The following is a 13,850-nucleotide window of genomic DNA, read 5'->3' as shown; positions in this document are numbered from 1 at the left end:
CGCGTGGCGTGGCTTTTCTCTTGTGTTGTTGTTGACTTCAATCTGGGCATCCGGTTTAGAACCCGATGACTGCAACAATGGGCGTGGCCAGTAAGATGCTTGAGAAAAACTATGATTCCGCGGCCGTAGAACCGAGAATTGCGAAAATTTGGGAAGACGCGGATGCGTTTCGCGCCGGTGCCGGGGCGAAGCCCGGCGCCGAGACCTTCTCGATCGTGATTCCGCCGCCGAACGTGACCGGTTCGCTGCACATGGGCCACGCGCTCAACAACACACTGCAGGACGTCATGGTGCGCTTCGAGCGCATGCGCGGCAAGGACGTACTGTGGCAGCCGGGCATGGACCACGCCGGCATCGCCACGCAGATGGTCGTCGAGCGCAAGCTGATGGAGCAGCAGCAGCATCGCCGCGAGATGGGCCGCGAAGCCTTCATCGAGAAGGTCTGGGAGTGGAAGGCCGAGTCCGGCGGCCTGATCTTCAACCAGCTGCGCCGCCTCGGTGCCTCGGCCGACTGGTCGCGCGAGCGCTTCACCATGGACGAGGGTCTCTCGGAGGCCGTTCTCGAGGTCTTCGTCTCGCTCTACAAGGAAGGCCTCATCTACAAGGACAAGCGCCTTGTGAACTGGGACCCGAAGCTTCTGACCGCCATCTCCGACCTCGAGGTCGAGCAAGTCGAGATGAACGGCAACCTGTGGCACCTGCGCTATCCGCTCGAGCCCGGCGTCACCTATCAGCATCCGGTCGCCTTCGATGACGACGGCAACCCCGTCGAATGGGAGACGCGCGACTATCTGGTCGTTGCGACGACGCGGCCGGAAACGATGCTCGGCGACACCGGCGTCGCCGTTCACCCGGACGACGAGCGCTATCAGGGCATCGTCGGCAAGCACGTCATCCTGCCGATCGTCGGCCGGCGCATTCCGATCGTCGCCGATGAATACCCGGACCCGACGGCCGGTACCGGCGCAGTGAAGATGACACCCGCCCATGACTTCAACGACTTCGAGGTCGGCAAGCGCCGTGGCCTGCGTGCCATCAACGTCCTGACGATCGAGGGACGCGTCACCATCAAGGACAACGAAGACTTCCTCGAAGGCCTCGATCATCCCGCAGCGCTGCATGGCGCCTGGGATCAACTGGAGGGCAAGGACCGGTTCGAAGCGCGCAAGCTCATCGTTGCGATCCTCGAGGAAGCGGGTCTCGTCGACAAGATCGAGCCGCACAAGCACACGGTTCCGCACGGCGACCGTGGCGGCGTGCCGATCGAGCCGCGTCTGACCGAGCAGTGGTATGTCGACGCCAAGACGCTCGCAAAGCCGGCGATCGCCTCGGTACGCGAAGGTCGCACCAAATTCGTGCCGAAGAACTGGGAAAAGACCTATTTCGAGTGGATGGAGAACATCCAGCCGTGGTGCGTCTCGCGCCAGCTGTGGTGGGGCCACCAAATCCCCGCCTGGTACGGCCCGGATGGCCAGGTCTTCGTCGAGAAGACCGAGGAAGAGGCGCTGCACGCCGCGATCCAGCACTACATCGCCCATGAAGGCCCGTGGAAGGCCTGGGTCGAGGAGAAGCTGGAGAATTTCGCGCCTGGGGAGATCCTGACCCGCGACGAGGACGTGCTCGATACCTGGTTCTCGTCCGCGCTGTGGCCGTTCTCCACGCTCGGCTGGCCGAAGGAGACGCCGGAACTCGATCGCTACTACCAGACCGACGTGCTAGTCACCGGCTTCGACATCATCTTCTTCTGGGTCGCCCGGATGATGATGATGGGACTGCACTTCATGAAGGACGAAGTCGGCAACCCGGTCGAGCCGTTCCACACCGTCTATGTCCACGCGCTGGTGCGCGACAAAAACGGGCAGAAGATGTCGAAGTCCAAGGGCAACGTCATCGACCCGCTCGAGCTCATTGACGAGTACGGCGCCGACGCGCTGCGGTTCACGCTGGCGATCATGGCCGCGCAGGGCCGCGACGTGAAGCTCGACCCGGCGCGGATCGCCGGCTATCGCAATTTCGGCACGAAGCTCTGGAACGCGACACGGTTTGCCGAGATGAACGGCGTGAAGGCCGATCCGCAGTTCGTACCGGAAGCCGTCTCGCTGACGATCAACCGCTGGATCCTTACCGAACTCGCCCGGACCGCCCGCGACGTGACCGAAGCGATCGAGAACTATCGCTTCAACGACGCGGCCGGGTCTCTCTATCGCTTCATCTGGAACCAGTTCTGCGACTGGTACCTCGAGCTGCTCAAGCCCGTCTTCAACGGCGAAGACGACGGCGCGAAGGCGGAATCGCAAGCCTGCGCGGCCTACGTCCTTGAGGAGACCTACAAGCTTCTCCACCCGTTCATGCCCTTCATGACCGAGGAGCTCTGGGCGCATACGGCAGCCGAGGACAGCGAGCGGATCGGTTTGATCTGCCATGCCGAATGGCCGTCCCCCGCCTATGGCGACGACGCCGCCGCCGACGAGATCAACTGGCTGGTCGATCTCGTCTCAGGCATCCGCTCGGCCCGCGCCGAAATGAATGTTCCCCCGGCCGCCGTGGCGCCGCTCGTCGTCGTCGGCGCAAATGCGCAGACCCGGACCCGCTTGGAGCGTCATGATTCGGCGATCCGCAGGCTGGCCCGCGTCGATGCGATTACGCTCGCCGACGACGCGCCGAAAGGGTCTGCGCAGATCGTGGTCGGCGAGGCGACGGCCTGCCTGCCGCTCGGCAGCCTGATCGATCTCGCCGCTGAATCTGTTCGCCTGGAGAAGGCGATCGCCAAGGCGGGCGCGGAAGCGGATCGCATCCGCGGCAAGCTGTCGAATGACAAGTTCGTCGCCAACGCGAAGCCGGAGGTCGTCGAGGCCGAGCGCGAAAGGCTTGCGGAGCTGGAGCAGCAACTGTCGACCCTCGGCATTGCACTTGCCCGAGTCGCCGAGGCCGGCTGAGTCGGTCAGAGCCGCTATCTTTGCGGGAACAATGCAACCGCGCCGTTCGATGGCGCGGTTGTGTTTTGTTAGGCCAGACCAAAACTGCCGATGTGGTCGAAATGTGACACGCCGCCGATGGCGTGGAATGGAATACCTCAGTTCGGGGCATTGCGCTGAGGGTAGGCGAATAAATTTCTACGGCAGTGCAATTCCGGCTGCGGTGGGAAGAGCTTACGCAATTCAGTTCGTCTCCTCAGGGCGACTTGCGCAATTCGCCCGTTTGCAAATCCGCGCGCACTTTCCGATAGTCCGGCCACTGCAACGGTTTCGGGGACCTGGCCGGCGCGGTGATGCAAGGGGACTTTCATGCACAGAAATACACTGACGTCAGGCGCGATTGGGCTTGCGGCATTCGCCCTGTCTAGCACGGCACTTGCAGGCGGCCTGGAACGTCACGGCTATGACGTCGACCTGTTGTTCGAGAAATCGCCCTACGTGTTCGATGGCACGGTGACCTATGTCATGCCAAACCGCGAGCTCAAAAACGCGGTGGATCATAGCGTTCCGGCAGGAAATCCGACCAATCTCAACAACATCGGCACTTATTCGACCTCCGCGGACGGGGCTCAAAACTACGTCGATCCTTATGTCGGCGCGAAAGCGGCAATCGGCGACTCAATCGACTGCATGATCGACTATTCGGAGCCATGGGGCGCCAACGCCAATCCGGGGCGCTTTTGGACCGGCGCCAAGGATATGACCGAGATCGAGGTGTTCAGTCGCAATTATGGCGGCACCTGCTCCTACAAGTTCGATGCCGGTCCGGGACAGTTCCGGGTGATCGGTGGTGGCTTCTACCAGGAGATCGGCGGCCACAAGGAAGCTATCGTGTTCGCGCCGGAAATACTGCCGGCGCTCGGGGCGGAGCTTGGAGGATTGGACTTTTCTGGCTTCAGCGGGCTTGGCCGGCTCGAGGGTATGGAGGATCGCAGCGGCGGATGGCGGTTGGGGATCGGCTACGAAATCCCTGAATATGCCATGCGCGCCAGCCTCGTATACAACAGCAGGGTCAAGTATGACAGCATTGGTGGAACGCTGAACCTGACCGGTGTTCCAGCGGCTACGGCCTTGCTGGAAACAAACTTGCTCAAACGGGCCGTCTATGAGCGTGTATTTGGACAGAAGACCCCGGTAATAGGTTCAGCGACCTTGCCGGATTCGCTGGAACTGAAGCTGCAATCCGGTGTTGCGCCCGACTGGCTGGCCTTCGGTTCTGTCAAATGGACGAACTGGAGCCTGCTGCAGTCGGTGGCATTCACCTGCGACGGCAGTGCCGCCTTCTGTGGCAATGCGACTGGTGTGCCGCTGACCGCCCTCGACCTCTTCTATCGCGATGGCTGGACCGTGACGGGCGGCGTCGGCCACAAGTTCAACGAACAGTGGAGTGGCGGGGCGAGCCTGACCTGGGACCGCGGCACGAGCACCGTGACCGGATCGAATTCCGACAGCTGGACCGTCGGGCTTGGTACGGCCTATACGCCCACTGAGAACGTCGAACTGCGTTTTGCCGGCGCCCTCGGCATCCTGACCGGCGGCGAGTCCAATCCGACCAACATGACCACTGCCAGCTACGAGTACGGCACCGACTTGGTCTCGGCCCTGTCGGCCGAGTTGAAGGTCAAGTTCTGATCCACTGTACATTGCCGCGATGAGGTCCGGGTCATACCCGGGCCTTTTTTTTATTCGATGCTCAGCGGCAAGGTCGCAAAAGAACGCTGCTCGGCAGGCCGGGTTCGCCTTCCGGTGTCTGTGCCGATTTGGCAACACATTCTTTGCGATAGTTTGCTAGACAGTAACGGCGGACCGATCTGTCCATTTCCCGCCACAAACGGGGAGCAGCGATAGGCCCGAGAGCGCGCTGGAAAGGCGCGGAAGGAAACCATGAACCGAGTGGTGCCATTGGTAAGGTCATTGTTGACAAGATTGCCGGAGGAACGCGGATGGTGCGGTGCATCGGCAAGGCGAGTGGCATGTCCCCCGGCGCGCGTTCGGGACATGGGTAGCCTTCTTCAAGTCACTGTTTGCCCTTTGGAAAACCGCATCCATTCCGGCAAGGGGTAGGGCGGAAGATAGTTGTAGCCATGTCCAAGTCTGCGTCACTTTCGATACAATGTCTGGCCTTTGGTCTCTGTCTGTCTTTGGGCAACGGGCTGACGGCGACGGGCGCTCACGCCTTCGATCCGGCATCGGGCGTGAACAAGGAGAGCCGGCCGTTCGACCTCTTCAAGTTCGGCTTCTTTTCCTACAAGGAAGGCCGCAAGGAAGATGCCATCGAAGCCTATCGCTATGCGGCCGAGAAGGGGCACACCGGGTCGCGCTGGGCGCTCGCCAACATGTATGCCGACGGCGACGGCGTGGCCGAGAACGATCTCGAGGCCTTCAAGATGTACAGCGCGATTGCCAACCAGGGCGTGGAGCCCGGGTCCGACGACACCGGCTTTTTCGCGAATGCGCTCATCGCGCTTGCCGGTTACTATCGGCGTGGCATCCCGGATACGCCGGTAAAGGTCGACCTGGGGCAGGCGCGACAGCTCTATTTCCAGGCCGCGTCGACGTTCGGCATTCCGGAGGCGCAGTTCGAACTGGCGCGCATGATCCTGTCCGGAGAGGGCGGCACAGCCAACGTCCATCAGGCCAAGAAGTGGCTCAACAGGGCCCAGAAGCACGGCCATGCCGGTGCCATGGGCCTGCTCGGCAATCTGATCTTCCAGGAAGGGCAGTCGGCCCGCGGCCTGGCCATGATGACCACCGCCCTCGACAATTGTGCCCCGAAGGATTGTTCCTGGCTGCAGGAGATGCAGGAGCAGGCCTTCTCGCTTGCCAGCGAAAAGGATCGCCGCGCAGCCGTCTCAATGACGCAGCAGATGAAGCAGGGCGTCAATTAGATTTAAGGTCCGGTCCCGGTCTCCGGCAGCCGCCTCGCTCGACGCGGCATCGGCGCGTCAGGCGAAATGCCCGACGACCGGCACGTGATCTGACGGCTTTTCCCAGTTGCGAACGTGCTTTTCCACAGCGGTGCAGACAAGGCGATCGGACGCCTCCGGCGAGAGCATCAGATGGTCGATGCGGATGCCCTTGTTTTTCTGCCAGCAGCCGGCCTGGTAGTCCCAGAAGGTATAGAGCGGCGTCTCGTCGGTCGATGCGCGCACCGCATCGGTGTAACCGAGGTTCTCAAGCCGCCGGAACGCTTGCCGCGTGGGCGGTAGGTAGAGGGCATCGCCCTGCCAAACCTTCACGTCCCAACAATCGTGGGGTTCGGGAATGACGTTGTAGTCGCCGGCGAGCACGATCGGTTCCTCGAGTGCCAGCCGGTCCTGCGCGAACGCCACCAGCCGGTCCATCCAGGCGAGCTTGTAGGGGTATTTCGTCGGATCCTGGGGCGGGTTGCCGTTCGGCAGATAGATCGAGCAGACGCGGATGACACCGCCATCGCGGGAAAAGACCCCCTCGATGAAGCGCGATTGCTCGTCGCCATCGTCTCCCGGTAGTCCGCGATTGATCTCGTCCGGGCGGATTTTCGAAAGAAGGGCGACGCCGTTGAAGCCCTTCTGGCCGTGCGTCTCGACGTGGTAGCCGAGCGCCTCGACCTCAAAGCGCGGAAAGGCGTCGTCCTGGCATTTGATTTCCTGCAGCGCAACGATGTCCGGTGCCGATTCCTTGAGCCAGGTGAGAAGATTGTCGATACGGGCGCGCACGCCGTTGATGTTCCATGTCGCGATCTTCATCGGCATCTGTCTTTCTGGACGATCGGTTGGGGTAATCATGTCGGCGGAGCGTCGAACGGTCAGATTGAAAAGCTGGTGCCGCAGCCACAGCTTGCGACCGCATTGGGATTCTTGATCTGGAACGACTGGCCCATCAGATCGTCGACGAAGTCGATTTCCGCGCCGTCCATGTACACGAGCGAGAGTTGATCGATCAGCACGCGCGCGCTGCCCTTCTCAAGAACCAGATCGTCCGCTTCGGAACTGTCCACGAGATCGAACTTGTAGGAGAAGCCGGAGCAGCCGCCGCCTTCGACCGAGACGCGCATCGCCGTCTTGGCGGAATCGGCGCCGAGAATGGCGGCAATTCGTTTGGCTGCGGCGTCCGAAAGGGTGACGTTCTTGTCGCTCATGGCGGCCTCCGGGCGGGGTCAAGGTCCGCCGAGATTCGATTTCTTTGCCGATCCTTGCCAATCGGCTGCTGCACACGTCGGCGTGCGCTGAGATAAGTGATTGATCTCATATATAAAGAAGCATGCTTCTTGCAGTGCGCCTTTACGCTGTGCACAGTATAGGTATGAAGGCGTCGGGGCCGCGTCAATGGGCGGCCCGAAGCAGGTGAGCTATGACACTGGACAGACACGCCCTCGGGTTCGGCGCAGGCCAGAGGGCAATCTATGCGGCCGATCCATGGTCGAGTCGCGGGCGGCTTTTTGAAGAGGGCCAGAGCCCGACCCGCTCCGATTTTCAGCGGGACCGCGACAGGATCGTCCACACGACCGCGTTTCGCCGGCTGAAACACAAGACCCAGGTCTTCATCGCCGCCGACGGAGACCATTACCGCACCCGACTGACCCATACGATCGAGGTGGCGCAGATCGCACGCGCGCTTGCCCGCGCGTTGAAGCTCGACGAGGATCTCGCCGAGGGCGTGGCGCTGGTGCATGATTTCGGCCATACCCCGTTTGGTCACACGGGCGAGGACGCCCTGCACGAGGTTCTGGCGCCTTATGGGGGCTTTGACCACAACGCGCAATCCCTGCGCATCGTCACCAAGCTGGAGCGGCGCTACGCGGAGTTCGACGGGCTGAACCTGACCTGGGAAAGCCTCGAAGGGCTGGTCAAGCACAACGGGCCGTTGCTGACGCCGCAAGGCGAGGGCACCCGCGGCCCCGTGCCTCAGCCGATCCTCGACTATTGCGCCCTGCACGATCTGGAACTTGCCAGCTACGCCAGCCTCGAGGCTCAGGTTGCCGCCATTGCCGACGATATTGCCTATAACACCCATGATATCGATGACGGACTTCGTGCGGGCTATCTTACGCTGGAGATGCTGGAGGAGGTTCCGTTCCTCGTCGGGCTGATGACGGAGGTACGGCGTCTCTATCCGGGGCTGGAGCCATCCCGCTTCACCCACGAGATCATGCGCCGGCAGATCACCGCCATGGTCGAGGACGTGATCGGCTATGCGCAGGCTGCGCTGCGCGAGGTCGGGCCGGAATGTGTAGACGACGTGCGCCAGGCCGGGCGGGTCATGGCGACCTTTTCTGATTCGTTTGCTGCGACGGACAAGGCGATCAAGAAGATGCTGTTTTCCCGCATCTACCGTCATCCCGAGGTAATGCGGGTGCGCGCCAATGCCGCGACCATCGTCACCGACCTGTTCCATGCGTTCATGAACGATCCGCAACAGATGCAGGGCCACTATTGGGTGGACCATATCCGGGAAATGCCCGAGGCGGCGAAGGCGCGCCACGTCGGCGATTACCTGGCCGGCATGACCGACAATTACGCAATCGATACCCACAAACGGCTGTTTGACCGGACCCCGGAATTGCGATAGTCACCCGGCCGACCGGAAAATCAGCGCTTTGAGCGCGTGGCGCGGTTTGGCGCACGGATGGATGACATGAACCTCTTTGTCGATTTCGAGACCAGAATCAAAGACGTACTGGAAGGACTTGATGTCGTGCGCGAGAAGCGCGCCGAGGTCGATTTCTCTCGAGTCGGTGTCGAGCCGCCGCGCGATGCCAGCCATGGTGACGTGGCGACGAACGCCGCGATGGTGCTGGCCAAGGCGCTTGGCACCAATCCGCGCGCGCTGGCTGAACTGATCGTCGGCAAGCTGCGCGAGGACCCGGAAGTGGCCGAGGTCTCGGTGGCCGGTCCCGGCTTCATCAACGTCCGCCTGTCGGTCGGCTATTGGCAGAAGGTGCTCGCCGACATCATCCGCCAGGGCACGGGGTTCGGCCGCAGCCAGATGGGCTCGGGGCGCAGGATCAATGTCGAGTATGTTTCGGCCAACCCGACGGGTCCCATGCATGTCGGTCATTGCCGCGGCGCCGTCGTTGGCGATGCGCTTGCCAATCTTCTGGCTTTCGCCGGCTATGGCGTAACGAAAGAGTATTACATCAACGACGCCGGCTCGCAGGTCGACGTCCTCGCCCGGTCGGCGTTCCTGCGCTATCGCGAGGCGCTCGGCGAGAACATCGGCGAGATCCCGGCTGGCTTGTACCCCGGCGACTATCTCGTCCCGGTCGGCGAGGCGCTGGCGGCCGAGTTCGGCTCGAGTCTCCGGCTGATGCCGGAGGAAAAATGGCTGCCGATCGTCAAGGACCGCACCATCGACGCGATGATGGCGATGATCCGTGAGGATCTGCTGGCGCTGAACGTCTCCCATGACGTTTTCTTCTCCGAGCGCACGCTGCACGCCAATGGCGGCGCATCGATTCGGACGGCGATCAACGACCTGACCTTCAAGGGGCATGTCTACAAGGGTGTGCTGCCGCCGCCGAAGGGCCAGTTGCCGGAGGATTGGGAAGACCGTGAGCAGACCCTGTTCCGCTCCACGGAAGTCGGCGACGACATCGACCGGCCGCTGATCAAGTCCGACGGCAGCTACACCTACTTCGCCGCCGACGTCGCCTATTTCAAGGACAAGTTCGACCGCGGCTTCGATGAGATGATCTACGTCCTCGGCGCCGATCACGGCGGCTATGTCAAGCGGCTTGAAGCCGTCTGCCGCGCCATCTCCGAGGGCAAGGCGAAGCTGACGGTTCTGCTGTGCCAGCTCGTCAAGCTTTATCGCAACGGCGAGCCGGTGAAGATGTCGAAGCGCTCGGGCGACTTCGTCACGCTGCGCGAGGTCGTCGAGGAGGTGGGCCGTGATTCGGTGCGCTTCATGATGCTTTATCGCAAGAGCTCCGAGCCGCTCGATTTCGACTTCGCCAAGGTTACCGAGCAGTCGAAGGACAATCCGGTCTTCTACGTGCAGTATGCGCACGCGCGCTGCATGTCGGTCTTCCGGCAGGCGGCGGAAGCCTTCCCGGACGTCGACTTCGATGGTCTTGATCTCGCTTCGGCGGTGAAGGACAAGATCGTTGATCCCACGGAACTGCAGTTGCTTGCCAAACTCGCAGAGTATCCGCGTGCGGTCGAGGCGGCGGCATCGGCCCACGAGCCGCACCGGATTGCGTTTTATCTTTATGATCTCGCAAGTGCATTCCATGCGCACTGGAACAAGGGCAAAGATCAGCCCGACTTACGTTTTGTTAATGATAAAAACCGAGAATTGAGTATAGCCAGACTCGGGCTGGTGTATGCCGTCGCATCTGTTCTAAAGTCGGGCCTTGCCATTACGGGCACTGCCGCGCCGGACGAGATGCGGTAGTGTCACCATTTGCCCACATTAAGCTGGCAAACGCGTTTTGTAGCTTGCGAGTGGAGCAGTATGGCAGACAAAAATCTTGCGCGTAGCGGAGCCGCCGACATCGACGTTCTGTCGGACGATGATCCATTGGCGGAGCTCGCACGCATTGTCGGCTACGAGCCACGCAATGTGCCGACGGCGGCGCGCCCCGTGCCGCCGGAACCCTTGCAGGAGCCCGCCTTCGATCTGGAAGGCGAGTTGCTCCGCGAGTTTGCGCGCTACGACGCTCCGCCGCTTGACCCAGTTGCCGATGTCGATCGCGATGTCGCGATCGATTTGTCCGGCGACGGCGTCCCGGCCGTAGCCGACCTGTCGGACACGGTTGTTGCGCATTCCGGGCTTCATTCCGATGAGGCAACCCAGTTGCCGATGCCCGATCAGTTCGATCCGCTGCCGGCCGCTGGCACGTTGCCGCCTGACGAAGGGCCGCACGGTGTCGCAGCCGACAACCCCGGTACGGCGGAGCCGGTGCCGGATCTGTCGGCTTCGGATGTCGAATGGTGGCCTGTCGCAACGCCTGTGCCAGCAACGCCTGTGCCTGTGCTCGCTCACGATGCGTCGCCAACAAATGAGCCCGTGTTCCTCGGGTTGCAGCCCGCCGAGTTTTCTGACGCAGCCGTCGAACCGGCTCCGCTCGACCTTGATCGTGAGCTGGAACTGTCGCTCGGGGATGCGTTCGCCGAAACAACGGAAGTCTCGCACGTTGCGGCGCAGACGCATCATGCCGATACACCGCGCCTGCCGGAAGCGGCCCGATCCTATGACGCAGCCGCGGCCGGCCTGGTTGCCGACGACGCGAACGTCGGTGCGGTGAGCGGCTCAATCATCGAATCACTTTTCACGGGGAACGCGTCCGATCGTGCGGACGCGGATTTGCCGCCGCCTGCCTATTCGGAGCTGATGCCGGTAGGTCCGGAAGGCGGCGATGGGGCGCATTTCGCGGCTGCGGAGCTCCCGGTCGAGGTTGGTTCGGTCGATTTCGTGCCTGCTTGGCTGCCCGAACAGCAGGTCGATGCTCCTTTGGCTGTCGCCGAGGATGCGCTGGCTACATCCGCAGCGGAAACAATCGAAACGTTCGAGCCCGAGCCGTCCTACGAGGTTGCACCTGCCGCGCGCGCGGAAAATGGCTACGAGCTCGATGAACTGCTGGCCGAGGTCGAACGCTTCCCTGTGCCGGAGAGCCGTACACCGGTTACGACCCCGTTGGAGACGTCGCGCCCGCGCCCTGGAACGCTGGACGGCTTTTCGAGCATCAAGTTCGGCCGCGCCACCCCGATTGCGCTCGATCGGCAGCAGGCCAGTGCTGCGGCACAGCCGCTGCCGGCCGCGCCGACACCGGTTGCACCGGCCCAGGCGGTTGCGCCGGCGGTGCCTCCGGCTGTCGTGGCTGTCCAGTCGCTGCCGGAAGTTGCGGCGCCTCGCTATGCAGTGCAGCAGCCGGCGGAGCCGGTGGGCGATCGCGACGCTGCCGAAGCTGCAGTCGACGACGCCTTCGCGAATTTCGAGATCGATTTCTCCGACGTTGAGTTCAACCTGGATCCTGCCGAGCTCGTGCTGGGGGATGAGGCGAAGCCCGCGGCTGCGCAATTGGCGCCGCAACCGGCGCCCGTTTCGGTATCCGTTCCCCTAACCGGAACGGTGGACGTTGCGGGCGTGCCGGCACAGCCGCTTTCACGTCAGGTTGCACAGGCGCGCTTCGAGCCTGCATTGCCGGTCGAAACTGCAGTGGCAAATGCGCCCGAGCCGCTCGACAATGATGGCGTCTTGCCGTTCGATCCGTCGCTGATCGCCGACACCGATACCGGCGTCGCGCCCGTCGCCGAGTTGGATGTGCCGCAGTTGCCGGCAATCGAAAAGGAAAAGCCGCCGGTTCATCCGCCGGAATTCGATTTCGACATCGATGCCGAAATGGCACAGCTGTTCGCAAATCCCGGGGCCGGGGAGGCTCGCGATGGCGAGCGGGCCGGCACTGCCGCGCCCGCCGCGACCGCGGCGAAAGCAGGATCCGTCGAGACCGACGAGTTCGACAAGGCCTTGGAGGAGGATCTGCGCCGCTCGCTCTCCCAGCCGGAGCGCCACGCCATCCCGCTCGATGCGCAACAGGTCGACGGCGATTTTGTCGGCGATGGTTATGACGAACCGGTGCGTCGCGGCAGGGGGCTGCTGGTTGCCGCCGCGGCGGCCGTGGTCGTCCTTGGTGGTGCAGGTGTTTATGCCTTCATGGCTGGTTCGGGCGCGATCGGAACCGGTGGTGGAGAACCGCGCGTCATTATGGCTGACAAAGAGCCGGTGAAGATCGTGCCCGAAGAAAAGGGCGGGAAGACGGTGCCGAACCAGGACAAGGCCGTCTATGATCGCGTTGCCGGATCGTCCGAAGCGAGGCCGCAGCAGGAGCAGCTCGTCACCTCGACCGAAGAGCCGGTGGACGTTGTCCAACGCACATTGGCGCCGGAATCGCTGCCCTTCGACGGACCGGAAGACGAGATGCCGGCCGACGATGCAACCGCCGTGGACGAGCGTCTGTTGCCTGGCGTCGACGATACCGCAGGGGAGCCCGGCAGGCACGACGACAGATCGCCGGTCGTTTCGCCGCGCAAGGTCCGCACGATGATCGTCAAGCCCGACGGAACGCTCGTTGCCCGCGAGGAGCCCGTCTCGGCACCGGAAAGCGCGCTCGCTTCCGCTGATAATGCTGTCGAGGGCGCCGGGACCAATGCGAATGCAGGTTCATCCACCGCGCCTGCGTCCGCCGTCGCTTCGGCAACGGCTGAGGCCGGACTGCGGGCCGAGCGTACCGGCGAAGCCGCCGCAGCTTTGGATGAAAACGCGCGCGCGCTGCAAGATGCCGCCGACGCCGCAGTTACGGACAGCGCGCCGGTTCGTGTCGTACGGACGACAACCCTCGGCGCTGCTGCCGATGCAACGGCTTCGGCCGGCGGCGAACAGGCGGCTGGAAAGGTGGCCGTCCCCGTCACCCGGCCGGCCGATCAGCCCGTCAATGTCGTCGGAACGGTGACCGAGCGCGGGCGCGTGGCCGATGCCAACCCCACCGAGACCGCGGCACTCGCGTCGGACGCAGCTCAGCAGCCGGCCGTTGAACAGGCACCGGCCGCCGCCGCCAATCCGGGTGGCTATGTCATCCAGATCGCTTCGTTGCCGTCGGCAGAGGAAGCGCAGAAGTCTTACAACAGCCTTTCTGCGAAATTCTCCGGCGTCATCGGCGGTCGCGGCGTGGACATCAAGCAGGCCGATATCCCGAACAAGGGAACCTACTTCCGCGTCCGAATTCCGGCGGGGTCGCGCGAAGAGGCCAATGCGCTTTGTGCCAAGTACAAGAGTGCAGGCGGCAGCTGCCTCGTGACGCGGTAAGCTGACCTACAAGGCATATCGACAAGTGGCGCGGTCATCCCGCGCCACTTCTGCGTTTGCGGCATGCTTTTTTGTGAAAGAGCCGTGACC

Annotated in this window: 8 protein-coding genes; 6 read left to right on the top strand and 2 right to left on the bottom strand. The window is 62.9% G+C overall.

Features of this window, described 5'->3' with window-relative positions; genetic code table 11:
- Positions 1-95 precede the first annotated feature (95 nt).
- From J2Y48_RS19330 to exoR, 3 genes are all read left to right on the top strand, one after another.
- Entirely contained in the window at positions 96-2,936 is a 2,841-nt protein-coding gene (locus J2Y48_RS19330; protein ID WP_310421220.1) for a valine--tRNA ligase, read from the top strand.
- Positions 2,937-3,284: 348 nt separating this feature from the next.
- Positions 3,285-4,607 (top strand): OmpP1/FadL family transporter, encoded by a 1,323-nt coding sequence (locus tag J2Y48_RS19325; protein ID WP_310421218.1) that lies wholly within the window; start codon positions 3,285-3,287, stop codon positions 4,605-4,607.
- 452 nt (positions 4,608-5,059) lie between these two features.
- The gene (gene exoR / locus J2Y48_RS19320; RefSeq protein WP_310421216.1) at positions 5,060-5,863 is read left to right on the top strand and encodes an exopolysaccharide production regulator ExoR; all 804 of its coding nucleotides are present in this window, start codon (positions 5,060-5,062) and stop codon (positions 5,861-5,863) included.
- A 57-nt stretch (positions 5,864-5,920) separates the two neighbouring features.
- Here the strand turns inward: exoR and xth are convergent, their stop codons facing one another.
- Positions 5,921-6,703 carry an exodeoxyribonuclease III gene (gene xth / locus J2Y48_RS19315; protein WP_310421277.1) on the bottom strand — a complete coding sequence of 261 codons (783 nt, stop codon included), beginning with the start codon at positions 6,701-6,703 and terminating at the stop codon, positions 5,921-5,923.
- A gap of 59 nt (positions 6,704-6,762) precedes the next feature.
- Complete coding sequence (gene erpA / locus J2Y48_RS19310) at positions 6,763-7,095, bottom strand: iron-sulfur cluster insertion protein ErpA (RefSeq protein ID WP_310421214.1); 333 nt, start codon at positions 7,093-7,095, stop codon at positions 6,763-6,765.
- A 212-nt stretch (positions 7,096-7,307) separates the two neighbouring features.
- Between erpA and J2Y48_RS19305 the strand changes: the two genes are divergently transcribed.
- From J2Y48_RS19305 to J2Y48_RS19295, 3 genes are all read left to right on the top strand, one after another.
- Positions 7,308-8,525: a deoxyguanosinetriphosphate triphosphohydrolase gene (locus J2Y48_RS19305; RefSeq protein ID WP_310421211.1), complete on the top strand. Its 1,218-nt coding sequence runs from the start codon at positions 7,308-7,310 to the stop codon at positions 8,523-8,525.
- A gap of 66 nt (positions 8,526-8,591) precedes the next feature.
- Positions 8,592-10,352, top strand: coding sequence for an arginine--tRNA ligase (gene argS / locus J2Y48_RS19300; RefSeq protein ID WP_310421209.1), 1,761 nt, complete (start codon positions 8,592-8,594; stop codon positions 10,350-10,352).
- A gap of 60 nt (positions 10,353-10,412) precedes the next feature.
- Positions 10,413-13,760: an SPOR domain-containing protein gene (locus tag J2Y48_RS19295; RefSeq protein WP_310421207.1), complete on the top strand. Its 3,348-nt coding sequence runs from the start codon at positions 10,413-10,415 to the stop codon at positions 13,758-13,760.
- Positions 13,761-13,850: the final 90 nt, after the last annotated feature.

Origin of the sequence: Mycoplana sp. BE70 (assembly GCF_031455855.1) — a bacterium.
GTDB lineage: Bacteria > Pseudomonadota > Alphaproteobacteria > Rhizobiales > Rhizobiaceae > Mycoplana.
Note: the sequence above shows the minus strand (reverse complement) of the source record. Positions and strands in the feature narration are given on the sequence as shown.

What these genes read in the sequence shown, in the direction of transcription:
- J2Y48_RS19325 (WP_310421218.1), top strand. Translation starts at nt 3,285, where the DNA reads ATGCACAGAAATACACTGACGTCAGGCGCGATTGGGCTTGCGGCATTC.
- xth (WP_310421277.1), bottom strand. Translation starts at nt 6,703, where the DNA reads ATGAAGATCGCGACATGGAACATCAACGGCGTGCGCGCCCGTATCGAC.
- erpA (WP_310421214.1), bottom strand. Translation starts at nt 7,095, where the DNA reads ATGAGCGACAAGAACGTCACCCTTTCGGACGCCGCAGCCAAACGAATT.
- exoR (WP_310421216.1), top strand. Translation starts at nt 5,060, where the DNA reads ATGTCCAAGTCTGCGTCACTTTCGATACAATGTCTGGCCTTTGGTCTC.
- argS (WP_310421209.1), top strand. Translation starts at nt 8,592, where the DNA reads ATGAACCTCTTTGTCGATTTCGAGACCAGAATCAAAGACGTACTGGAA.
- J2Y48_RS19330 (WP_310421220.1), top strand. Translation starts at nt 96, where the DNA reads ATGCTTGAGAAAAACTATGATTCCGCGGCCGTAGAACCGAGAATTGCG.
- J2Y48_RS19295 (WP_310421207.1), top strand. Translation starts at nt 10,413, where the DNA reads ATGGCAGACAAAAATCTTGCGCGTAGCGGAGCCGCCGACATCGACGTT.
- J2Y48_RS19305 (WP_310421211.1), top strand. Translation starts at nt 7,308, where the DNA reads ATGACACTGGACAGACACGCCCTCGGGTTCGGCGCAGGCCAGAGGGCA.